The sequence below is a fragment of the Vagococcus penaei genome, assembly GCF_001998885.1.
Lineage (GTDB): Bacteria > Bacillota > Bacilli > Lactobacillales > Vagococcaceae > Vagococcus > Vagococcus penaei.
Map to the genome: position 1 here is coordinate 746,529 of NZ_CP019609.1, position 25,069 is coordinate 771,597.

A 25,069-nucleotide genomic window follows, 5' to 3' on the forward strand; every position below is an offset into this window, starting at 1 on the left:
TCAAATTTTTGATACTTTGTCTACAGTCTGAGAAGAGACACACATTAAATTGTGTCTCTTCTTTTTTATTGTTATGTAAGTGTTCCACCTTCATTATCTGCTTCACCACTCGACCAAACTTTAACTGCATAAATTGAATTAAATAATAAAGCACCTTGTAAAGCAACTTGAGATAAATTCGCTCCTAACGAGCCAATATCAGTCGCTCCTGTCATCACTTGGACTGTCAGTAAACTCCAGTAGATGACATTAGCAATGTTGACAACAATCCATAAAGACCAGTTTTCTTGATATTTTAAAATATATAATAATTGCGCGATAATACTAACAACAAAATTAATCGAATCAAAATATGGTAATTGGCCATTCAATAGACTAAGTATCCACCAGCCAATTAACCAAGCAAATAAAGCTCCCGCAAAAATTTTCCGGCGTACTGCTGGAGAAAAGCGACGTGTCGCTTCATCATTTCCCCACATATACCAACCAATTGGCTGTGACACAACATAAATAATATCCATTGCAAATGATCCATACGCATGACTAATCCATGCAATATAAGTCATCGCGATACATTGAACAAAACCAAAAATAAATGAAATACGGCGACCTTTCATACCATAGACTAAGGCCAGTACTCCCATTACCCCTGACACCATACCAATAAAACTATCTGGTGCCAATGAATAAACCACTAATTGTAATAAAATTAAAACAATGACATACCCAATTTCAAATTTTTTCCAATTCATAAATAACTGCTCATACCACCAGTTATGCTGCTTATTTTCTGTCATCATGCTTCTTCTAACTCCTTATCACTTAAAATAGTTAATGCTAATAAAATGGACTCTTTTTCACCAGACATAATGAGTGATTCTTGATTTACCAAGCTGTTAACGCCTTCTGAAAGATCTTCTTGATAGCCTACAACATTATTTAAAATAGACAACGTCTGAAGACCTCTTAAACGACCGATTGTCAACAATGCACCCGATTCCATATCAGCTCCTATCACACCTTTACTTGACCAATACGCTTCGACTTCCGCATTATCTTCCATATAGAATCCATCATGTGACCGTAAAATACCAGTTATTGCTTGTGGATAATGTTTTTTAGCTAAGTATAGTAACGTACTTGAGGGAACGGCTGGATAGTTTTCTGGTACATATTTTTTTGTTAAACCGTCATCTCGTACAACTCCTTCTGCGATTAATAACGCACCTAAAGAAATATCCCGTTGCATTGCGCCAGCAGAACCAACTCGAATAATAGTCTCAATCCCAATCTGTGCCAATTCCTCAATAGCTATTGCGGTTGATGGTGCACCAATCCCTGTGGATAGCACTAGTAATTTTTGACCCTTGTATTCACCCACAATCGATTTAAACTCTCGATTAAAGGCTCCTTCCTCAACATGATCAAGATATGTTGCAATATGGGTTACTCTAGCAGGATCACCAACAATAATTGCACGATTCACGCCATCAAATTGTTCTAATTGAATATGTGGTTGTTTATTTTCCACGTCTATTTTCCTCACTTTCAAGTTTTTCTTTTAATTTTTTACTATCTAATACCTTGATATTGCCCTCGTGAATAGAAATAATCCCACTAGTCATTAATTGCTTTAAGACACGGTTAATATTCCGATCTGAGGTATTCACTTCATTTTTCAGCTGATGCCTAGTTGACTGCTGCCGATGCAACAAAAACTGACCTATCTGCTCCAAAGCAGTATATAGACTGAAACGTTCAGTGTTTTTAGTTAATGTAAACAATTGTTGAGATAAATTATAAATTAATTCAGTTGCAAAATTATTATCATGTTTTAGCCATTTTCTAAAGATATTATTCTCAATTTTAATAACCACGATATCTGTTAAATTAATAATTGATGCACTGTACGGACAATTCAAAATGGCTTCCTGTTCTCCAATAAACATACCTGGTTGATAAATTGCTAGAACAACAGACTTACCATTTGGACCTAACAGGTATACTTTTACTTGACCAGAAACAATTAAATAAGTAGCATCATATACTTCTTCTTGAAATAGCTGAAATGATTTCGCTTTAAACTGTTGGACCTCTAAAGTCTCTAAAATATGTAACGGACATGTTAAAAAAAGAGCTTTAATTTTTGGATGAGTTTTAAAAATATCAAGTAATTGACTATTCATTTACCAACCTCCTTGATAATACTATACTACAAAAAAGAAAACGGATACATGAAACATTTCTGCATTTTAGAACAAAAAATGACAGTTTTAAAATTTTTTTCTTTTTTTTCGAGACATTTTTATGACTTACTAGCTTGTTCATCTTTAAAAAAGTTTATTTTTATCAACAACATCAAATCAAAAAAGACTACACTAGCATTAAGATTTAACACATATACGATTAAATGCTTCCGCATAAATAATCATTGCACGTTCCATCTCATCTAGCACCCACGTTTCATTTGGTTGATGCATCGTATCGACCGTTCCCTTAAACATCGCACCAAAAGCCACACAATTTTTCATAGTACGAGCAAAAGTTGCACCACCAGATACAAGCGGTTCCGTCATATCGTTAGTAACATCCCGATAAGCACCTAATAATGATTGAATCAACTCTGATTCTTTAGGCACATATAATGATTCTAAATAATCAAACTCATGATAGGTTAAATCATATTCTGATAATTTTTTCTCTAACTTTTCGACAACTTCATCTTTTGTAAAGGTTACTGGCAAACGTAAATCCAGACCAATTTTACTTTCTTTATCATCAATTACTACTGTTGCAACATTAAAACTTAATTTACCAGAAACCTCATCACTAATATCCCCAACAACACTAGACCCTGTAGCATCTTCTTTCACAACAGTTCCTAAAAAGTCAATCGCTGGATGTGATATTACCTGAGCTAAGGCTTCTGATAAACGAGTAATAGCATTAACGCCTTTGGGTGCATCTTTTGAATGGACAGATTTTCCAGATACTGTTACACCATCAGCTGTTTCCTTGTAATCATAACCCAATTCTTGTAAAACTTTAGTAACTTTTGCTGCTGCATCGCCAGAATAACTAGCTGAATCTGGTACTACATTTAAAGCAGAACCACCATTCATTTTAAATTCAGTGCTTCCAGGACCAGTTACGTAAGCTTGTAACAAACCTTTTTCCGCATAAATTAATGGAAATTTAGCGTCTGGTGCAAAACCTAAATCAATTGGTGTTTCATTTTTATGGTAATGTTCCATGCAACGCCACAAAGTTTCTTCATCCGTTCCAAAAATAAAACGAACTTTCTTAGTTGGGTTAACCCCACTATCTAAAACAGCTTTTAAAGCATAAAGCGCGGCTATCGTTGGTCCTTTATCATCTTGAACTCCACGACCGATGATTTTCCCGTCAACAACATCAGCTAAAAAAGGTGGGACAGACCAAAGTTCTGTATTTCCTGGAGGAACAACATCCAAATGGCATAATACTCCAAATGTCTCTTCACCTTCACCAATATCTGCATAACCATAATAGCCGTCTGGGTCAAGATAAGTTGTAAAACCTTCCTCTTCAAAAAGTGTCAATGTTTCCTTTAAACAATCCACAATATCTTTGCCAAATGGAGCATTTGGGCTAGATTCTTTTAAATACGACGGAATTTTAACAATACGTTGTAATGCGTCAATCGCCTTTTCCTTATGTTGCTCAGTCACAAATTGTTGCATTCAATCACCTTCCAAATTTTATTTAAGCACTCGCTTTCAATCACCTTTATTATACACTTTTTAGAATATATTGTTTAGTAATATCTCAAAAGATATCCCTTTTAGATACTAAATAAGCTTATTAAAATTTTTCATAAATTACCGTATTTAGTGATTGCATTTTTATAAAAAAAAAGCTATGCTCATTTCAATAATGGATAATTTAATAAACAAAAAAACATAGAGGTGACGAAAATGTTGAATTTAGAAAAAATTTTTACTGATAAGGGAATACCTTTTGAACTGTATCATCATCAAGCGATTTTTACGAATGAAGATGCTTTAGTTATTAAATCTGAACAAGGCTTTTCAGGAACAGAAACGAAAAGTCTATATTTAAAAGATAAACAAAGTAACAACTATATTTATTTAACCTATACAACAAAACGAAGCGACTTTAAAGCCTTAAACCATGTAATTGGAAAAAGATTATCCGTCGTTTCTCCTGATGTTATGGAGGAACAAACCGGTCAAAAACCAGGTGCTGTCTCTCCTTTTGGCTATCGAATGCCGACGCCTGTTATTATCGATGAAGACTTATTATCCGAAGAAAAACTTGTCTTTGCACCTGGCAGACCAGATCAAACAATGGTCATTTGGGTTAAGGACTTAGAAAAAATCATTGATATACTAGATTTAAAGACATATATACTGCCTGTAGCTTCAAATACTGATTCATTATTAAACTAGTTTAATAATAAGTTTGTGTTAATTAAATAGCTAACTATAAACATTTTCAAAAAAAAGAGTCTCTGACATCAATTTAAATAAAAATTGATGTCGAGAGACTCTTTACTTAGTAAACTAAAATTTATTTAATTTCTTGAACCAAAATCTGTTTTTCAAACTCTTGGTAACTGTCTTGATCAATATAACCAGTTGCTTGATGAGTAGCATTACTCATACCTAGTGCCATAGCACGTTTAATAACTTTCTCAATTGATTCCTTTTTTTGTAGGCCAATAGCTATTCCTGCAACAGTCGAGTCCCCACTTCCCACTGGATTGACTACCGTAATTTTAGGAATTGTCACACGATAAAATCTATCTGTGTATTTGACAAATGCCCCATCAGATCCTAAAGATACCACAATTAAAGGAATGCCTTCAAAAATGTCAGCTGTTAATGCTTGTTTTAGCGCTGTTTCATCTGCAGTTAAAATCTGATTGGTTAAATCGCTTAATTCATCAAGATTTGGTTTAATCGCATAAGGTTTTACCGAAGACTGTAAAACCTCAATTAAACTCTGACCTGATGTATCCAAGACAACCTTAATTGAATCTTTTGACATTAATTCTAGCAAGCGAACATAGTAATTGGTTGGTATGCCTTTAGGTAAGCTACCTGATAAAGTCATAACATCACTTTCAGGTAATAAATTTGCCATAACTTGTTCAAATCTTTTTAGCTCAGCTGCCGTAATAGTTGGTCCTGCTTCTAAAATTTCTGTTTGTGCACCATTATCATGTAGAATGGCTAAACAATTTCTAGTTTGACCATCAATGTCAGAAAAGTTATGCTTGATACCATCTTTAGTTAAAGACTCTCTAATAAAATCACCTAAAGCTCCACCTAATAAACCTGTACTCACTACATCCTGATTCATTTGATGGATCACTCTAGTCACATTTAGCCCTTTACCACCTGCTGTTTTACTGACTTGATTGCATCGATTGACTTGATCTAAGTTTAAATGTGGTAGGGTATATGCTATATCAACTGACGGATTCATCGTGACTGTTACTATCATCTTTAAGCGACCCTTCTAATTAAATTTTTTGTGCCATGATGTTGCTGTTGCTGCTAAAGCCGTATTTAATTCTTCAATGTTGTTACGGCCTTCTGTCTGTAACCAAATACGAGTGGCTTGTTCGCCGTCTTTCACAAAGACACTTACACCATCTTTCCAAGTTGCACGTCCACATAGTACACCGTTAAATTCTGATCCGGCCTCTTTTGCAAAGTATAATGTGTCTTGGAATAACTTAGCACTCACACCTGCACTTAAGAAAATAAATGGTAAATGAGTTGCTGCACTTTGCTCTCTAAAATATTGCTTCGCTTCTTCTGCAGTGTAGACCACATCTTCAGCATCTTTCGCAAATCCTTCAACATAATTCATATTGACAGGAACTTCCATTTTTAAGACATCAACATGATAACGATCTTTAGAAAATTCAACCATCATATCATTTACTTTGTGAGGTTTCACTTTTGCATATTCTTTGCTTTTTGGATCATCAATTGTTGCGTCATAAGAGACTAGCTCTAAATAAAACGGAATATCTTGTGCGACACATTCTGAACCAATGCGCTCAACGAAAGCTTGTTTACGCTGATTGATTTCTTCTGATTCATCAATATCATAATAAAGTAAAAATTTAACTGCATCAGCTCCTGCTTCTTTCAAACGCAATGCTGAATAGTCATGAATTAAATCTGGAAAACGACCAGGTTCTGTCGCATCATAACCTGTTTGTTCATAGGCTAATAATAATCCTGCTGTTTCAGATTTTACGCTAGCAGCAGGTAAACCATACTCTGGATCTAATAAAATCGATGATGAATAAGGTGTTAGTTCTTCTGATACTAGTTTTTTAAAGTCAATAATCGCTTGTTCAACATCTCCTTTGTACCCATCTGCCGCTAACATTTTTTTCAATGCGCCACGTTGGTCAATTGCTAATGCCGCGATTACGCCATCCTCTGTTGATAATTGATTCATATAAGTTAATTTATTTGTACTTAATTTTTTCATTGTTAGTTTCCTTTCTGACTAAAGACTAAATTACCATCTAAATAAGTTTCTAATAATTCAATATCGGGGGTGATTATAATAAAATCAGCTGCTTTTCCACTTGAAATACTACCACAGAGAGTATCAATACCAACACTTTTTGCTGGAACGATAGATGCCATATTTAAAGCATCAGCAACAGTTGCTACTTCCCATTCTGAAACATTTTTAACTCCATCAATCAAAGTTAAGACACTACCGGCTAATGAACCATTCGATTCCAAACGAGCAGCTCCATCTTTGACTTCAACTGGAAATTCACCTAATTTATAGTGTCCATCAGGCATACCTCCTGCACGCATACAGTCGGTGATTAAAGCAATTTTTTCAGGTGTTTTTAATTTGGTTAGAATATTTACAGCTACTGGATGCACATGATGTCCATCACAAATCAATTCATTGTAAACAGACGAATTATTCATGGCACAACCAACCATTCCTGGGTCACGATGACTTAAACCACTCATACCATTAAATGTATGAACAAAAATTGATGCACCGGCATCGACAACTTGTTGAGCTTCCTGATAGGTTGCTTCACTATGAGCCAATGAGACAGTCACATCTTCGGCGACTAATTCTTGTGTAAACTCAGCTGCTCCTGGTCTCTCAGGCGCAAGCGCAATTTTTTTAATCATTCCATTAGCACTCGTTTGCCATTTTCTAAATTCAGCCATTGATGGGTCTTTAAAATAAGAAGGATTTTGCGCACCTTTATGTTTTTCAGTAAAGTAAGGACCTTCGAAGAAAATCCCTTGAATTTTGGCACCACTCACTTTATTGTGGTGTTCGCTAATTGTTTTAGCTACTGCATTCAACAAATCAAATGATGAGGTTAATGTTGTTGGTAAAAAGCTTGTTACACCACAACCAAGTAATCCTTTAGAAATAGCTTCTAAGCTATCAAATGAATTATCCATCACGTCAAAATTATGAAATCCATGAATGTGTGTATCAACAAGTCCTGGTCCAACCCAGTTATCTCCAACATCAATAACAACTGCTTCGCTTGGGACTTTTTGATAAACATTGCCAAATTTACCTTCATTAATTTCTAAATATGCATCAGTCGCAATGCGATTTTCTAAAAATATTTTTTTAGCTTTAACAAAATAATGCATTTTGACGACCTCCCTTTATAGTGAATGAATAATAACACCTTGAACGACACGATTAACAGTACCTGTTGGTGAAGGCGTATCTGGTTTGTTGCCAACTTTAACTGCTGTTAATAATGAAATAACTTGTGCCACCATCACATATGGTAATGCGAGATAGCCATCTGGTAAAACATACTCATTTTCTAAGATAATAGCGTCACCAGTATAGGTTGATTTATTTTGAGCGATAGCAACTGTCGCAGCAGCAATATCATTCCCTTTAATTTCTTCTAAAATATCAACATCGTATTGGCTTGTGTAATCATCATTACTAATAAAACCAAAGACTAACGTTTTTTCATCAACAAATGACTTAGGACCGTGTCTAAAGCCTAGAGATGAATCAAATGCTGTAGCTACTTTACCAGCAGTCAGTTCTAATAATTTTAATTGCGCTTCACGTGTTAAGCCAGACAAACTAGCAGAACCCAAATAAACCACGCGATTAAATTCTTGATCAAGAATAGCTTGAATCTTTGGTTCCAGATTAATTACCTGTTCGCCCATACTGACCATGCTGTCAACAATTACCTCATGTTGTGTATTAACATGATCAAAAGTTAATAAGGCTGTTAATGCCATACATGAGAAACTTCCAGTCATTGCAAACCCTTTATCATTAGATAATTCTGGCATTAAAATCACATATGAATTAGCATCATCTGAAGCATTAATAGCTAATTTTCCATCTGGTGCACAGCTTATAATCAAGTGTTTAACATTATCAATTAGTTCATTAGCTAACTCAATGGCTGCAACACTTTCAGGACTGTTACCACTTCGTGCAAACGAAACTAATAACGTTGGTTCATTCGCTTTAAAGTAATTGCGTGGAGCTGACACAATATCCGTAGTAGGAATTGCTTCAAATTGGTATGCATCAGTGTTACCAAACCGCATTAAGTGTGGTCGAATCACATCACCAACATATGCTGACGTACCTGCTCCAGTAAAAATAACGCGAACTTTATCGCTAACTTGTGAACGTAATGTATCTAAAAATTGATTTATCCTCACTTGATTAGCGTTAAAAATAGCTAATGTTTCACGCCATAATGTTGGTTGTTGGCTAATTTCACGTGTTGTAATAACTGCACCAACTTCTTCTAATTGTGCTTGATTCCAATCTAACATTCTAATATTCCTCATTTCTATCATTTTAATTTATTTTTTAAGCTCTATTATGTAGAACCTTATATCTAAATTGGTCCGCCCTAGCCACACTTAGCGTGTACTCAATAACTTCATTTGTCTGATTGTAAGTTTTTCTAACCAAATTTAAAGCTGCAGAACTTTTTGGTACATTTAACAATTCTGCATCTTTGTCGCTAACAATACTGGCATAAAATTCTTCTTCGGCACACTTTATCGTTTCATTAAAATCAGTAAAGAAAATATCATACATTGGTTTTTCTTCTAATCGCTGACTAGTCAATGTTTCAAAACGTTTATATGGTAAATAAGAACGTTCTAACATCATTGGTTCATCATCAGCTAATCGCAATCGTTTGATTTTAATTAGTTTACTTCCTTTGTGAATCCCTAGCTGTTCACTAAAGTATTTGTTACTTTCGATTACTTCAAAATCTAAAATAATTGTTTTGGGTTCTTTTCCCATCGATAACATTTGCTCTGTAAAACTATAAGCACCTGTTAAATTTAAAATGCTTTTAGAAATACTAGAAACAAATGTTCCTTTGCCATGTTTTTTATAAATAAATCCTAAATGCTCTAATTCTTGTAACGCCAAACGAACTGTCGTGCGACTAACACCATATATTTCTGCTAACTCGCGCTCTGAAGGCAGTAAGTCATGTGGCTTTAGCTCTGTTTCAATCGACAATTTAATCTGATCAACCAGTTTTCCATATAATGACTGCTTTTTTTATCCATAAAATCCCTCCCAAAAACCACTTTAGCACCAACTGGTATCAACCACTTGTATTATGATATATTTTTATGTCATTGTCAATAAAATGACTAATAATTAAATAAAATCAATTCTAAAATTTTTTTATAGAAGTAATCAAAGCTTAATGAGTAACAGTTATTAATTATTTAAATTAATTAGCAATAAAAAACACTCATTTTCTAGTAGAATATTGTACTAGAAAATGAGTAGAATTAAGATAAAAAATTAGTAGTAAGACTTTAAATCAAAACAACATATTAAGTAATCCACTTAATAAAGGAACAACAACCATAAATAAAACGGTACTCGTCGTCACTATATTCGTAGCATACTTAACGTCACCATTTGCTTCGTTCGCTAAAATTGGTAAAACTGCCAAGGCAGGTCCCGCTGATTGGATTACTAAGGTTTTCGCTTCGACGATTGGAACTTGTCCTAAATAACGTTCTAATGCAAAAATTAAAATAATCATCACAACTGGTGATAAAATAAAGCGTCCAAATAAAGCAAGTAGTGTCTCCCGATCAAGACGGATATTTCGAAGCCCTGCATCACATAAAATAATCCCAATATAAATTAATGATAAAGGTGTCACCATATTACCAACATAAGTTAGTGTCGAGTTAATAAACGTTGGTACAGGTAAATTACCAAGTAAGAAAACTAAAGCAACTAAAAAACCAATCAATGGTGGTGGTAATAATTTCTTTAAATTAAATTTGGTTGAACCTGATTTTTTCTCAGGATTATCATGAGCAATAATCAAGGCTCCAAATGCCCAAGTTGAAACGGTATTTGTCACATAATAAATTAAAAAGAATGGTAAACTATTTTCACCAAATAATGCAATATTCAACGGTAAGCCAATAAAAATAGTATTAGCATTAACAACTGCATTAATAAAAACTCCCTTACGACCAACGGGTATTTTAAAGATGAATACCATAAAATAAGCCAGTAAGTACCCAATAATAATAGATAAAATTGTATAGACTAAGCCCCCAGATAAAGCAAATAATTTATCACGGGTTAAATATTTCAAAACTGAGACAAAAATTGAAGCGGGTAAGGCAATATTCATAATTAATTTTGAAATATTTCCGCTAAAACTATCAGCAAACCAGCCCCGTCTTCGTAAAAGATAACCTAAACCGATAATTAAGATAATAGATAAAATACTTTCAGTAGATGCAACAAAAACCACGCTATCTCCCCCTTAATAATTCATTGGTTGATATTCAGGTATCCATTTTAAGTCGGCAATTGCTTGTTTCATATTGGTAACTCTCGATTTTGATAATCCTTGATCAATCGCACTTTGACCAACAGCTATTGCGACAATGTCAGAAAAATGTGTTAACTGAGACACTGGTGGCAAAACCGCTGCTCCAGGTTGAGAACTATCAACTAACCCACCCAATGAATGTGCAGCCTGAGAAATCATCTCGTCATTTAAAACTGTTGCAGTTGAAGCAATTGTACCTAAACCTAATCCAGGATACACTAGCGCATTATTTGCTTGGCCAATCGTGTAAGTCACTCCTTGATAAGTTACAGGGTCAGTTGGAATTCCAGTCGCAACTAACGCACGTCCATTTGTCCATTCAATTAAGTCTAAAGCTGTTGCCTCAGCTAATTTAGTTGGATTGCTTAATGGAAAAATAATTGGGCGCTTAGTATGCTTCGCCATCTCTTTGACAACCGTTTCGGTAAACGCACCATGAACTGTTGACGTTCCAACTAAGATAGTTGGTTTCACAGCCTTTACGACTGCTTCTAAATTGGTTAATTGCTCAGAATGCTCAAATTCTGACCGGTTGCGAGCAAATGGCCGTTGTTCTGGCGTTAAATCTGACATATCATCAAACAATAATCCCTGTTTATCGACTAAGTAAAAATGCGCATGTGCTTCTTGCTCAGATAACCCTTGTTGAAGCATTTCTTGATAAATCCGCTGAGTAATTCCGGCTCCAGCTGTTCCAGCACCATAAGATACATAAATTTGATCTGTTAATTTTTCCTGTGAAATAGCTAGTGCACCTAAAATTCCAGCTAACGTTATTATTCCTGTCCCTTGAATATCATCGTTAAATGTCGTAACTTTATTTTTATAGGTGTCTAAAATTCGAGCAGCATTTGCACGTCCAAAATCTTCCCAGTGTAAATAAATTTTAGGGAATAAGTCTTCCACTGTTTCGACAAACTTCGCAACAAACTGATCATAACGTTCACCACGAATCCGTTGATGACGATTACCCAGGTAAAGCGAATCATTTAGTAGCGATTCGCGATTCGTGCCAACATCTAAGACAACTGGTAATACCGTCTTTGGGTCAATCCCAGCTGCAGCAGTATAAATCATTAACTTTCCAATCGAAATATCGACACCATTAACTCCCCAATCGCCAATCCCCAAAATACCTTCAGCATCCGTCACAACAATTAATTGAATATCACGACCAATCGTCGCTTGTTTTAACGTGTCTTGCATCTTGTCAGGTTGATCAATAGATAAATAAACAGCATGTTGTGGTTCAACAAAACGTTCACTGTAGTGTTCAATTGAATCCGCAATTGTTGGATCATATACAATTGGCATAAACTCAACTAAATGCTGACTAAAAAGATAAAAAAACAATGTACGATTTGTATTAAATATCTCCATTAAGAAAGCTCGTTTGGCACCATTAGTCTCTTTCATTTGATAGTATTGATACGTTTGACTTGCTTGTTCCTCAATCGTTTGAATCTTCGGTGGCAATAGCCCCCATAAACTCAATTTATCTCGCTCTTCTTTTGTAAAAGCTGTACCTTTGTTGAGAAAAGGATCATTTAATATGTCATAAGCAGTTTTCATAACGACACTCCCTTTACCTATTAAAATTTGGTTGAATCAACTATGCATATTATCGGACTTTTTAAACTAAAAAATTCATTATATTATAAAATTATAAACTTCATGTACAATTTAAGTATAAACTTCATTTTAAGTTTTAACAAATATTTAACGGTTTTTAACACTTTTTTTACTAAAGCACAAAAAAAGTTGGTAGTCTTAAACACCACCAACTTTTTCATACCAACTAATTATTAAATAATACACAATCCTTAATCCATCTTCTAAACAGGACTCAGAAAAAAGGAATCATTATTTTTGAATGATTTCACTAACTTCTAAAATAGGTTCTCCCGCCTGAATAACTTGCTTATCTAAAGGTGCTACTTCACCATAAGCTAACGTATTCGTTACAATCATCATTACGGTATCATCGTAACCTGCTTCACGAATCTTTTCGCGATCAAATGTCGCTAAAACATCACCTTTTTTCACTATATCACCTTGTTGTCGCTCCGTAGTGAAAAATTCACCAGCTAAGTTAACCGTATCAATCCCAATATGAATTAATAATTCAGCTCCCGTATTGGTTGTCATTCCGTAGGCGTGTTTTGACTCATAGCAAACGGTTAATTCCCCATCACTTGGGGCATAAACAGTGTTATCTGTCGGCTTAATTGCGACACCTTTCCCCATCATCTCAGTTGAAAAAACAGGATCGTTGACATCTTTTAGTATAACGACATCACCACTTACAACAGCAGCAATCACATCATCTGTTGGACCAGAAACATTAATAGATGGATCTTCATTCACTTCAACTGCCGTTGTGTTTCCGTCATCTTCACTTGCTAATAAATCCATACGTGTTTTTCCATAAATAAACGTCAATGTAAAACTGACCGCAATGCTAATAACAATTCCAATCATAAATGGTGCAAATGATTTTGGTGAGATTGAAATAAACCCAATTACACTAGCAGGTCCCATAGCCACAGCTAAAACATGGAACGCACCTATAAATGCACTAGCAATACCTGCAGCAATCATCGCACAAATAAAAGGAAATTTCAGTTTTAAGTTAATCCCAAAAATGGCTGGTTCTGTAATTCCTAAAAAGGCCGAGATACTTGAAGAAGATGCCAACGATTTTTGTTTTTGATTTTTCGTTAAGAAGAAAATCGCTAATGCTGCTCCACCTTGAGCTACATTGGCCATTGACGCAACTGGGAAAATAAATGATCCACCAGTTTTTGCAACTTCAGCAATAAGTGTTGTTTCAATTGCTGGGAAGCTTTGATGTAATCCTGTAATAACAATTGGTGAATAAAACAGACCAAACACACCAAGTCCAATAGCACCTGTTGTATCATACAACCATACCAAGCCATTTGTTAACCCATCAGAGACAATACGCATCATTGGTCCAACAAAGATAAACGTTAAAAATCCGGTAATGATAATTGATAACATTGGTGTAAAGGTAAAATCAAACGCCTGAGAGATTTTTTTATGAAAAAATTTCTCAAGAGTCGCTAAAATCCAAGAAACAGCTAAAACTGGTAACACGGAACCTTGATAACCTGCTTGAGCAACATTTAAACCAAAAATATTCCAATAAGGCATACTACCTTCAGCAATTGTATTAGCCACAGCATAACCGTTCACTAAGTTTGGCATTACCATAGCCATTCCCATCGCTGCTCCTAAATAAGGATTCCCGCCAAAACGGCGAGTTGCTGAGAAACCAACTAAAATTGGTAGAAAAGCAAACGGGGCTGAAGCAAGTAAATTAATAATACTTGCAAAGTCTGTAAATGCTGGATACATCTCAACGACTGATTGTGCACCAAACAATCCTGGTGCAGTTAGTACATTGTTAATCGCCATCAACAAACCACCAGCAACTAAAGCAGGAACAATTGGTACAAAAATATCTGATAAGACTTTAATTAAAGCCATGACTGGATTCGTTTTTTTACCTTCTGCCGCAAGTGACTTTAAGTCATCTGTCGATACTTCACTCACACCCGTTTCATTGACTAATTCTTTATAGACAAAATTAACATCCCCAGGTCCGATAATAATTTGATATTGACCATTAGCAACAAATGTCCCCTTAATGTCATCATGATTGTCTAAAGCCTTTTGATCAATTTTAGATTGATCCTTAATCACGAGACGTAAACGCGTCGCACAATGTGCAGCTGCTTGTATATTATCTTTTCCTAACGCTTTGACAATATCTTTAGCGACTTTTTGATGATTCATTTTATTTATCCTCCTCATTTGTTTGAAACCGTTTTTCTAATAATAAAATATCATCTAAACCAAAAATTGTCAAACGTTTAACAAAAAATATTTTTAACATTTATAAAAAGTAAACAATACTTAATTATAAGAAGTTTAATATTTTGTCAAACGTTTGACATTTCAATAACAATTACTTATGATATAGTCAAGAACACGCTTACCTAAAGGAGATTATCTTATGAATCTAATTGATCAATGGACCACTGAACAACGTTATTTACCTTATCATAAATGGGAATCTGATTATGTTAAACACTTACTTGATACTGTTAACCAATCAAAATGGCGAACAACCTTTCACATTCAGCCACCGTCAGGATTACTAAATGACCCAAATGGATTTTCTTTTTATGATGGAAAATGGCATCTTTTTTATCAGGCTTATCCTATGGGACCTGTTCATGGCTTAAAATCATGGTATCACTTGACATCAACTAATCTAGTCGACTGGAAAGATATTGGTTTAGCCTTAATACCGGATAGTAAATTTGATAGTCATGGGGTTTATTCAGGCTCAGCTTTACCTTATAACGACAAATTATTTTTAGCTTATACAGGTAATGTCCGTGATGCTAATTGGAACCGTCAATCCTTTCAACTAGGAGCCTTGATGGATCAAAATAATCAAATTGAAAAACTTGACCAACCGCTAATATTGCCATCTAATGATTACACAGAACATTTCCGTGATCCACAAGTTTTTTCATATAATAATCATTATTTTCTATTATTAGGCGCACAGGATCAACAATTAAAAGGAAAAATCTTAACCTATCAATCAGACGATTTACACAATTGGAACTTATTGGGTGAGCTGAAATTTACTAAAGAAGATATGGGTTTCATGATTGAATGCCCTAATCTAGTCTTTACAAATAATCAAGTAGTACTCCTATTTTGTCCACAAGGAATTAGTCATGACAAACTGGACTATCAAAATATTTATCCTAATACCTATGTGATTGGTGATAACTTCAATCCTACAAACAATAGCTTAACAAATCCGAGTCAATTGAAAAACTTAGATGAGGGATTTGATGTGTATGCGACTCAAGCTTTTAACGCACCCGACGGACGTGTCTTAGCAAGCAGTTGGATTGGTTTACCTGAGATTTCTTATCCATCTGATAAGGACGGTTGGGCACATTTATTGAGTACTGTGAAAGAATTGACTATTGAACAGAATCAGCTGATTCAAAGACCAGTCGTAGAAATGAAAGAGTTACGCGAAACGAAACGAACAATTGAAGGCACATTATCTGCACAAGTTGCTACCCTTGCTAAAAATATGGAACACCATTATGAACTAAAACTAACAATCGACAAGGCTACAACTGGTTGTTTAACCCTCTTTGCGACGGATAAAAATTCGGGACTGATGCTCCATTTTGATACTCAAAATGGTACAATGTCAGTAAATCGAAAAAATGCCGGACTGTCATTTGCTGAGGACTACGGTTATCAACGTGACTTCACGATTGATAAGGGTTCGTTAAACTTACAAATTTTTGTTGATGTTTCTGTTGTTGAGATTTTTATTAATGACGGAAAACAAGTCGCTACAACACGCGTATTTCCAAATGAAACTAACAGTGACATTCTCTTAACAGGACAAGATGGGCATTTTTCGGGAAATATCTGGACATTACGTTCGATGAAATAAGGAGTTATTATGGCAATAAAATTAACTGATGTCGCTAAAAAGGCTGGCGTTTCACCAACAACTGTCTCACGCGTGATTAATAATTACGGCTCGCTCAGTCAAAAAACCATTGATAAAGTTCAAGCAGCCATGAGTGAGCTAAACTATCAACCCAATTCTTTAGCTCGCTCACTTCAAGGAAAAAAAACCTTTTTAATTGGGGTAATTTTTCCAACGATTGCTAATCCCTTTTATGGAGAACTAGTCGAAAAAATCGAAGCAAAATTATTTGATTTAGGCTATAAAACTATTTTATGTGATAGTGCTAATAATAAAGAAAAAGAACGGCAATACCTTAAGATGCTAGCGGCTAATAAAGTTGACGGAATTATTGCCGGTGCACATAATTTGGGAATTAAAGAATACGAAACAATCGACTTGCCAATTGTGTCATTCGATCGTTTTTTAGCGGACAGTATCCCTATCATTGGTAGTGATAATTTTAGAGGCGGATACTTAGCAACCGAAAACCTTTACCTTCGTGGTGGTCGTAATATTGCAATTCTAACGGGGTCACAAGAATCAGATTCACCAACTAACGACCGTTTAAAAGGTTATTTACACTTTATAGAAGAACATAATTTGACACCAAATATCTTTCATTTTCATACAAAAGCTCGCTCAACTGCCTTAAAAACACTTGATATTAAGCGAATTCTTCAAAATGAAAATATCGATAGTATTTTTTGTACTGATGATTTAACCGCTATTTTGGTTTACAATATCTGTGAAGAATTAAACCGGTCTCTCCCAAATGACTTACGTCTGATTGGTTATGATGGGACAAAATTAATTCAAAATTATTTCCCACAATTATCTACTATTGCTCAACCCATTAGTGATTTTGCAGACTTATTAGTTGATCTTCTAGTTCAACGAATTGATAATCCCGATATTACACTTGAACGAAACTACACTCTGCCTGTCAAACTAATTCAGGGACGGACATCGTGATACTAAAAAGCGCCTAGTTGACTGACAATCAACTGGGCGCTTTTATTACGATTTTCAAATTGTTTACTACATGACTTACTTCATAATCTCATAAATTTCATTGGATAATTTTGAAATAGTATCATACGATGTATAATTTTGGGTCATAACTGATAGCACATAAGGTGTTTCAGTATAAATAACAGCTACATCGTGACGATAACTACCTACATCCCCAATTTTATGCGCTACTTTAACTGGCAAATCCCTTGGAATTCGTTGATTATCGTAAACTGTATTTTGCATATAGCCCATAACTTGTCCACCTTGATAATACATAGCACGAATGAGCATAGCATTTTCCTTTGCGGTAATTTGAAATGGCGAATGCCAAGTTCGACCGATAATTGCCGATATCTCTCGTCGCATAGTAGCATCATATTTATTAGTACCGTAATAACCCAAGAAATTAGCACCTTGATTATCAGAATATTTTGCAGTCCAATTTAACATTGTATCAAGAGAATAATAACTACCTAGTGGTTTTCCTTGTAAAATACCAGCGCCACCTCGTTGATACGAATAACCATTCATTTGATTAATCGCATCGGTATAAAGTCGTTTTTTATGCGGATCAACTTTTTTCTCATTAATCATTTTCTGAGTGTAATACATTGCTGGTAATTTACCAGTACTTGCAGCCACAAAATTTTTGCTTCCATTAGCAGATGCACTCGATCCATCAGCTAAACTAGTCACATAAATACCATAGTTAGGTGAATGATACTTTGCATTGAGTAAACCTTGTACTCGATCCATCTTTTCAGCGTCTAAAGATACAGCAGATTGATTTAAATAACCATACCATTTCCCTTGACTATCATACAAACTTAAATATGTTCCACCATTAAAATGATTATACTTACCTCGAGCAATAAATGATTGATTAACAAAAGCTGATGTCTTATGACGTTCATTCCACGAAAAACTAGACCACATAGAATAATTTCTCTTTATTAAAGTTACTTTTTTGCCGTAGTGTTGATAAATACCTTGACGTCCGTCAGCAACCGTCATGGCATTAGCATTGATATAACCTAACCATTCATCTTGATTATTATATAATGAATAATACGTTGCGCCATTAAAATGCTCATATCTTCCTTTGGCTTGTAAAGTCTGATTTAGATAGCGACTACTCACAGCTTTTTTGGACCAAGAAAAGCTCGACCATAAACTATAATTATTTTGGGTCATGGTCACATAACGTCCGTCATTAATGTACGCACCCTGTGCCCCATTTGCAATTGACGTTCCATTTATATTGATGTATCCCATCCAATTTCCTTGATTGTTGTATAAAGATAAATAAGTTCCTCCATTAAAATGCTGATAACGTCCTCGAGCTTGAAATGTTTGATTAAGATATTGATTACTATTCGACCGTGGTTGCCAGTTAAAGTTATTCCAAAGTTTATATTCACCACCTTTTAGTGTTACGTACCGACCGTCTGATATGTAATTACCTTGTGGACCATTTACTTTCTCGGTCCCACTAGCATTAATATACCCAATCCATGCTCCTGATGTATTATATAAAGATAAATAAGTCGAACCATTTTTATGTTCATAGCGTCCTCTGGCTTGAAGCGTTTGATTTAAATAGTTACGGCTATGACTTTTTTCAGCCCAACTAAAACTTGCCCATATAGTATAATTAGCTTTTTTAATCGTCACATAACGACCATCTGGAATATAAGCGCCTTCTTGACTTGCTACTTTTTTTTCAGGTGTATTTTTTTTAACTAGGTTTTTTTTGGTGGGTTTGAAACATAAATACCTGGATTTTGTCCATCGTATTTAGTTAATAAGTCTAACCCATTTTCATATGTAACTTCTGGTAAAGTTGGATTAATTCTCGTCCATCTTCCTTGATGTAATTGTTCATCGGTTTTTTGATTATTGTCACTAGAGGCATCAATATTAGGAAAAATAACCTCTTTTCCAAGTGTTAGTTTAGCTAAGCTTAACGTTCCAGTAAACATATTTTTAGTCGTATGAACTTTAGTCATATTCCAACCACTTAAATCTAATTCACGAAGTTGATTCACACCAGCAAACATTTCTGACATATCTTCTACCGAACTAGTTTCCCACTTTGAGACATCTAATTTAGTTAATTTTGCCAATCCTTTAAACATTTTAGACATAGTCACCACATTCTGTGTCAATAATTGTCCAGTCATTTGTTCCAATTGTTCAAATTCCACAAACAGCTCAGAACTATCTTCAGTAGCGCTTACATTTTCACCGAAAATAATTTGTTTAACTTTTAAAGTATCAACTCCTAAAGATATATCAGTGGATGACAATTGACCATTCTCAATTGTTAACACCTGTGTCACAGTATCAAAAATAGTACTAGCTGTTCCCCATTTTCCCTTTATTAGTGTCGATTCCATCTGTTTTTCAACATTCTCATTAATTATCTCACTAACTTCATTAACTGTTGTCAGCTCAGAATCAGTTGATAAATTCTCTTCTTGGTTGTGATTCTCACTTTGTGGAACTGATTGTTGCTCTAGACCCTTAACTTCATTAGCTGTTGTCTGATTTTTATCAATTTCAAGAGATGCTTGAGTTGACCTGGTAACAGCTAAGACTGAATGAACCGGCTGTACAATCAAGATAGTACTCAATAATAGTCCGGTCATCAACATTTTTTTCCTTTTCCCATTATAAAAACTCCTTTTATAAACTATCTTATCTGTCAAATATAGCAAATAAACCAAGACAGCTCAATGTTTTTTTAGAAATTAGATATGATTTTTTATCCATATAATTAACTATTAATTCTCTAAGTTACATCAAATTTATTTATAAAACCAATTATTATTTAAAGTTTAATAAATTAAATTAAAATTATATTAATGGATATTATTTAATTTTTAGTTGATATAGTTATATACTAGACATGTAACTAATTATTAGGAGGTTTTTAGATGAAAGCTCTTGTATTAACAGATAAAGAAAGAATGGTTGTTAAAGATGTAACAAAACCGAACATAAACCCTGACGAAGTCTTGGTCAAAGTTAAGCATTGCGGTATTTGTGGGACTGATGTTCACATTTTCCATGGACAGCCTGGTTCAGCACAATCAGATCCACCACTTATTTTAGGTCACGAATTTTCTGGTGAAATTGTTGAAGTCGGAGATAATGTATCGCTTCTAAAAGTTGGTGATCGTGTCGGAATCGACCCTAATATTTATTGTGGTAAATGCCAGTATTGTCAAAATGGACGGTTCCAATTGTGCGAGCATCTTGAAGCAATTGGTGTGACACGAGATGGTGGAATGGCAGAATTCTGTGCGGTACCTGAAAAAAATTGTATTAAACTAGGGGAACATGTCACTGACTTGGAAGGGGCACTTATTGAACCTTTAGGTTGTGTATTACATGGTGCTAATTTATTACCACCGATTCATTCAGATACCAATATTTTAATTATTGGGGCTGGCTTTATTGGTCGTTTGTTCTTATCAACACTAATACTCAAAAATCCTAATCGTGTTGATATACTTGAACGCAAGGCGGAAAGACATGCTGCACTTCTTGACCAAGGTGCCACTAATGCCATTCAATCAGTTGACGGTCATGAGAATAATTATGATATTGTCATTGAATGTGTTGGTAAAAAAGTAACCAGTGAAGCAGCTATCCGAGCAGCTAGAAAAGGCGCATATGTTTTACTCTTTGGTGTTCCCGCACCTGATGAAACAATTGAAGTTCCGGCCTTTGATATTTATAGTAAAGAGTTGACAATTAGTGGCTCATTTATTAACCCATTTACAATGCGTGATGCGATGAAACATTACGACAATAAACAAATTGATTTAGATGTCCTAGTTTCTGATCATATTGCCCTAGAAGATGTCGAAAACATCCTAGCTAATTTCTCGAATATTGATATTAGTAAAGCAGTAATTGATATTCAATAATTCAACATAACCATGCCTATACTAGACCAAAAGTATACGCGTGGTTTTTTATTACTCACTTTATAGTTCAACAGACATTATCACAAACAAACAATTTAGCCTTATCTAAACCATCGGGTATACTGAATTTAGTTTAATCAGATTTGACTGATTAGTTTTCTAATATAGAAAGTGGTAAATTGACATGAAAAAATTAACAAAATTAGCCTTAATTATCGTTAGTCTAGTAATACTAATCATCAGTGGCGTAACTATTCTAAAACTAACAACTGAAAACAAACCATTTTTTAAGCATAGCGATGAAACTTACCTTTCAGCTAACAACTTAAGCATTCGATATAAATCATTTGGAAATCAAAATAGCTCTTATCCAACCGTCTATCTACTACATGGTTTTAATGCTGCTGGAATGAATGAGTGGCAACGCCTTACTCCTTATTTAAACCCGAATTTTCACTATATTGCCTTTGATTGGCCAGGAATGGGATTATCGGAACGTTTGCCAGTTAACACGAAACCGACTATTGCTTATCGACTAGCTATTATTGATGAAGTTATTAAGCAAACAAATAATGAACAGCAACCAGCTATTTTACTCGGTGCCTCATATGGTGCAACAATGGCAACTGCCTATACAGCTAAATATCCCCAAAAGATCGATACCTTGATTCCTATTAGCCCTCTCTATGAGAATCAAGGTGGTGGTGGGTTTGCCACATTAGCAAAATTACCATTTGGCCTTGGAAGTGGTGCGACATTTCTTGCAATGGGAGCTGGTCCAGTCGCTGATTTTTTATATGACGCATCAAATTTTGATAAAAAAGGCTTTAAACCGTCTCAAAATGACATCAATAATCGCAAGTCTATGGCCAAAATCAAAGGAACCAGTCGAAGTTTTATGCTATATGCTAATTATCAAGAAAACATTGATTTTTCAACTAGCTTAGCTGAAATACAAGAAAACACTTATAGTATTTTTGGTGCAAATGATACATATAAAGAAGACTACCGCTTAAAAAAAGAGAACATTCCTCTAACAATAATCGATGATGCGGATCACACACCCCACTTGTCCCAACCCAAAAAAACAGCTGACGTGATTAATGAATGGTTAACGTCCAAATACGTTATTAACTAACAATTAAAAAGCGAGATATCTAATATAACATCAGATATCTCGCTTTTTACTATACTTGTTTTTTCCAATATTTTTGATAATAGTAAATATGAACGGAACATAATGCAATCAACAAACTACCGATAATAATAGCGTGTCCCAGTATACCTGGTAACACCGTTACAATGAACCATGAACCAAAAAGTAACAAGCCACCTACAATTATTCCTAAAAATGGAAGTAAAATCAAACCAAATGTCCCAGACCCTCTAGAAAATAACTGTGTGATGTTAGTCCAATGACTATTAAATAGTCGATAATCTCGCCAAAAGTAAAATGAGCCAAATATATAATTACCGATAAAGCCTCCAATTAAAAAGGCTAAACCAAATAACCAAGGCGTTTTCAACAATACAATCACTATGACACTCAATAGCGTTGTCAGCAGTAATTGGACGCCAAGACCTACATAGAATTTTATTTTTAAATAGTATTTCTTATCTAAGGGTGTCGCTAGTGTGTAAGTAAAATTTTCTTTATCTAACGAAATAATAAGCGACACAATGGATACAGGATTAGTAACTAAGAAACTAACAATAACACCCACAACTAACGATAATGTCGCAAAATGACTATCTAGCTCATGTAAATTGATTCCGCCATTCAATCCAAAACTAAACAACATAATGATTGGAATCAATAACGAACTAGAAAAAACTTGCAAGAGCAAATTTGGATCCTTTAATAGTTGGACGTTATATGATACTAATAGACCACCTATATTTTGATGCTGCTTAATTTTACGTTTAATCTGGCCTTCATCAGCTGAAATATTAATTAATTGTTCATAAAACTTAGGTAAAATCCATTGTCGAATGACTAGAATAATAAGTAAGATACTACCTATAATAGCTAGGAAATATCCCATACTAGCCAAATTAACAAAATCAGCCATTAAGCGATGCCAAGGGACAAATAAACCAATCGGTGTTCGACTAGAATCCGCCATGGCAGTACTATTATTCTGATTTAACAAAAGAACACCAATCACAACACCAATCATCGTCACAAATAATAAACCTGTCGTAACTAATTTTTTATGCTTACGATAAAGTGGTGTTTTCGCTAAACCGAAGACAATAATACTCGCTAAACCAAATAATAAAATCAAAAACAAACAAAATAGGACTAGCCCTAATATAATCGATAAAATAATGCCTGTATGTGACTGAATTCCTGTAAGAACAAATAAAACTAGAATAGGTAAAACAAACGGGACCACTGTTAGAACAACGACACTAATTTTAGCTAAAAAAATCGTACTTTGTTTGAATGGTAACGGTAAATAAGCCGGCAAATCATGACTTTCGAAAAAAATATTTAAAATTGTTGTAACAGCTTGTGAGATACCTAAAATACTAAAAAGTGCCATATATATAGTAAATAGACCGATTGATTTAGAAAAATCAACTGTAAACATCATAACCCCATAAACTACACAAAAAATCAAACCCGACATTAAATATTGCAATAAAATCGACTGTGTTAACTTTTTACCACTTTTCCCCTTTTTTCTAGCTTTATCGGTTACTTGAGGATTTGCAAATAATAAATTGACCTCAATCAAGGATTTTAATTGCGGATTAATCATGTTCAATCACCTCGGGCTCGGATACTGCTTGTTCTGTTGGGTTATCCGTTGCTTGACGACCAGTTAAAGACAAATAGATTGTTTCAAGTGATTGATTTGGGTGAGTAGCTAATAAATCACTTACTGACCCATCATATAATAGATTGCCTTGCTTTAAAATAGCTAGACTATCGCAAAGTTGCTCCGCACTATCCAGAACATGTGTTGAGAAAATAACAGTTTTACCTTTTTTCGCATGTAAAGTTATCATCTCTTTCAAATCAAACGCTGCTTGAGGATCTAATCCTTGCAGTGGTTCATCTAAAATCCAAATGTCCGGATCCGATAGTAACGCACCAATAATCATTGTTTTTTGCCTCATACCGTGAGAAAAACTAGCAATTGTTTCTGTTTGGTGTCCTCCCATTGAAAAACGGTCAACTAATTCTGCTAGTCTTTGTTGAAATAGTTCCTTAGGAATATTATAGGCTGCTGCCATCAGCGACCAATATTCATGAGCACTTAACTGTAAAAACAAATCAGGCGAATCTGGAACGTAACCAATTTGTTGCTTCAACTCTTGACGATTAGTATCAAGTGGCTTGCCATCAATCACAATTGTACCTGAAGTTGGATTTAAAATACTAACAAGCATCTTAATTAAAGTCGACTTTCCTGCTCCATTGTGACCTAATAAACCATAAACAGCTCCCGACTGGATGGTTAAATCCAATTTATCCAGTGCTGTTTTGCTACCATACATCTTGGTTAATTTCTTAACTTCAATCATTCATTTTCCCCCTATATTCCTTTTAAATAATCTTAATGCAACATTACAAAAGACTATAATTAAATTGTACCTTGTTTTAAGTAAAATAAAAACTAATATTAGATAACTTGTATTATA

The 25,069-nt window shown here is 34.6% G+C and carries 21 protein-coding genes; 5 read left to right on the top strand and 16 right to left on the bottom strand.

The window, feature by feature from the left end:
* Positions 1 to 71 precede the first annotated feature (71 nt).
* The 4 genes from pnuC to BW732_RS03525 all read right to left on the bottom strand — a co-directional run bounded on the left by pnuC (position 72) and on the right by BW732_RS03525 (position 3,722).
* Positions 72 to 797 (bottom strand): nicotinamide riboside transporter PnuC, encoded by a 726-nt coding sequence (pnuC, locus tag BW732_RS03510; protein WP_418369031.1) that lies wholly within the window; start codon positions 795 to 797, stop codon positions 72 to 74.
* Positions 797 to 1,531: a nucleoside phosphorylase gene (locus BW732_RS03515; RefSeq protein WP_077275491.1), complete on the bottom strand. Its 735-nt coding sequence runs from the start codon at positions 1,529 to 1,531 to the stop codon at positions 797 to 799. The genes pnuC and BW732_RS03515 overlap by 1 nt, the downstream gene beginning before the upstream one ends.
* The gene (locus BW732_RS03520) at positions 1,521 to 2,186 is read right to left on the bottom strand and encodes a Crp/Fnr family transcriptional regulator (RefSeq protein ID WP_077275492.1); all 666 of its coding nucleotides are present in this window, start codon (positions 2,184 to 2,186) and stop codon (positions 1,521 to 1,523) included. The genes BW732_RS03515 and BW732_RS03520 overlap by 11 nt, the downstream gene beginning before the upstream one ends.
* A 198-nt stretch (positions 2,187 to 2,384) precedes the next feature.
* A complete protein-coding gene (locus BW732_RS03525) occupies positions 2,385 to 3,722 on the bottom strand; it encodes a M20 family metallopeptidase (protein WP_077275493.1) in 1,338 nt (445 codons plus the stop codon).
* 234 nt (positions 3,723 to 3,956) lie between these two features.
* Between BW732_RS03525 and BW732_RS03530 the strand changes: the two genes are divergently transcribed.
* Positions 3,957 to 4,451: a YbaK/EbsC family protein gene (locus tag BW732_RS03530; protein ID WP_077275494.1), complete on the top strand. Its 495-nt coding sequence runs from the start codon at positions 3,957 to 3,959 to the stop codon at positions 4,449 to 4,451.
* A 121-nt stretch (positions 4,452 to 4,572) separates the two neighbouring features.
* Here BW732_RS03530 and BW732_RS03535 read toward each other — a convergent pair whose 3' ends face one another.
* The 8 genes from BW732_RS03535 to BW732_RS03570 form a co-directional block, all read right to left on the bottom strand.
* Positions 4,573 to 5,511: a hexose kinase gene (locus tag BW732_RS03535; protein WP_077275495.1), complete on the bottom strand. Its 939-nt coding sequence runs from the start codon at positions 5,509 to 5,511 to the stop codon at positions 4,573 to 4,575.
* 15 nt (positions 5,512 to 5,526) lie between these two features.
* The gene (gene lacD, locus BW732_RS03540; RefSeq protein ID WP_077275496.1) at positions 5,527 to 6,519 is read right to left on the bottom strand and encodes a tagatose-bisphosphate aldolase; all 993 of its coding nucleotides are present in this window, start codon (positions 6,517 to 6,519) and stop codon (positions 5,527 to 5,529) included.
* 2 nt (positions 6,520 to 6,521) lie between these two features.
* Positions 6,522 to 7,679, bottom strand: a complete 1,158-nt coding sequence (nagA, locus tag BW732_RS03545; protein ID WP_077275497.1) for an N-acetylglucosamine-6-phosphate deacetylase — start codon at positions 7,677 to 7,679, stop codon at positions 6,522 to 6,524.
* 15 nt (positions 7,680 to 7,694) lie between these two features.
* On the bottom strand, positions 7,695 to 8,852 hold the full coding sequence (locus BW732_RS03550; protein WP_077275498.1) for an SIS domain-containing protein: 1,158 nt from the start codon (positions 8,850 to 8,852) through the stop codon (positions 7,695 to 7,697).
* 37 nt (positions 8,853 to 8,889) lie between these two features.
* Positions 8,890 to 9,561, bottom strand: coding sequence for a GntR family transcriptional regulator (locus tag BW732_RS03555; RefSeq protein WP_237301599.1), 672 nt, complete (start codon positions 9,559 to 9,561; stop codon positions 8,890 to 8,892).
* Positions 9,562 to 9,874: 313 nt separating this feature from the next.
* Positions 9,875 to 10,834, bottom strand: coding sequence for an AEC family transporter (locus BW732_RS03560; RefSeq protein ID WP_077275500.1), 960 nt, complete (start codon positions 10,832 to 10,834; stop codon positions 9,875 to 9,877).
* A 12-nt stretch (positions 10,835 to 10,846) separates the two neighbouring features.
* On the bottom strand, positions 10,847 to 12,487 hold the full coding sequence (locus BW732_RS03565; protein WP_077275501.1) for a malolactic enzyme: 1,641 nt from the start codon (positions 12,485 to 12,487) through the stop codon (positions 10,847 to 10,849).
* A 291-nt stretch (positions 12,488 to 12,778) separates the two neighbouring features.
* The gene (locus tag BW732_RS03570) at positions 12,779 to 14,737 is read right to left on the bottom strand and encodes a sucrose-specific PTS transporter subunit IIBC (protein WP_077275502.1); all 1,959 of its coding nucleotides are present in this window, start codon (positions 14,735 to 14,737) and stop codon (positions 12,779 to 12,781) included.
* 220 nt (positions 14,738 to 14,957) lie between these two features.
* Here BW732_RS03570 and BW732_RS03575 point away from each other — a divergent pair, with 220 nt between their 5' ends.
* Together BW732_RS03575 and BW732_RS03580 are read left to right on the top strand one after the other, a co-directional pair.
* Positions 14,958 to 16,442, top strand: a complete 1,485-nt coding sequence (locus BW732_RS03575) for a sucrose-6-phosphate hydrolase (protein ID WP_077275503.1) — start codon at positions 14,958 to 14,960, stop codon at positions 16,440 to 16,442.
* A 9-nt stretch (positions 16,443 to 16,451) separates the two neighbouring features.
* The gene (locus BW732_RS03580; RefSeq protein ID WP_077275504.1) at positions 16,452 to 17,435 is read left to right on the top strand and encodes a LacI family DNA-binding transcriptional regulator; all 984 of its coding nucleotides are present in this window, start codon (positions 16,452 to 16,454) and stop codon (positions 17,433 to 17,435) included.
* 75 nt (positions 17,436 to 17,510) lie between these two features.
* Here the strand turns inward: BW732_RS03580 and BW732_RS03585 are convergent, their stop codons facing one another.
* Together BW732_RS03585 and BW732_RS03590 are read right to left on the bottom strand one after the other, a co-directional pair.
* The gene (locus BW732_RS03585; protein WP_077275505.1) at positions 17,511 to 19,151 is read right to left on the bottom strand and encodes a serine hydrolase; all 1,641 of its coding nucleotides are present in this window, start codon (positions 19,149 to 19,151) and stop codon (positions 17,511 to 17,513) included.
* Between the two features lie 68 nt (positions 19,152 to 19,219).
* Positions 19,220 to 20,128: a BspA family leucine-rich repeat surface protein gene (locus BW732_RS03590; protein WP_161485507.1), complete on the bottom strand. Its 909-nt coding sequence runs from the start codon at positions 20,126 to 20,128 to the stop codon at positions 19,220 to 19,222.
* A 288-nt stretch (positions 20,129 to 20,416) separates the two neighbouring features.
* Here BW732_RS03590 and BW732_RS03595 point away from each other — a divergent pair, with 288 nt between their 5' ends.
* On the top strand, positions 20,417 to 21,415 hold the full coding sequence (locus BW732_RS03595) for a zinc-dependent alcohol dehydrogenase family protein (RefSeq protein ID WP_077275507.1): 999 nt from the start codon (positions 20,417 to 20,419) through the stop codon (positions 21,413 to 21,415).
* A 184-nt stretch (positions 21,416 to 21,599) separates the two neighbouring features.
* On the top strand, positions 21,600 to 22,553 hold the full coding sequence (locus tag BW732_RS03600) for an alpha/beta fold hydrolase (protein ID WP_077275508.1): 954 nt from the start codon (positions 21,600 to 21,602) through the stop codon (positions 22,551 to 22,553).
* Between the two features lie 49 nt (positions 22,554 to 22,602).
* On the opposite strand, the gene BW732_RS03605 is transcribed toward BW732_RS03600, so the two are convergent.
* Positions 22,603 to 24,183, bottom strand: coding sequence for a hypothetical protein (locus tag BW732_RS03605; RefSeq protein WP_077275509.1), 1,581 nt, complete (start codon positions 24,181 to 24,183; stop codon positions 22,603 to 22,605).
* Complete coding sequence (locus tag BW732_RS03610) at positions 24,176 to 24,952, bottom strand: ABC transporter ATP-binding protein (RefSeq protein ID WP_077275510.1); 777 nt, start codon at positions 24,950 to 24,952, stop codon at positions 24,176 to 24,178. Before BW732_RS03610 ends, BW732_RS03605 begins: the two co-directional genes overlap by 8 nt.
* Positions 24,953 to 25,069: the final 117 nt, after the last annotated feature.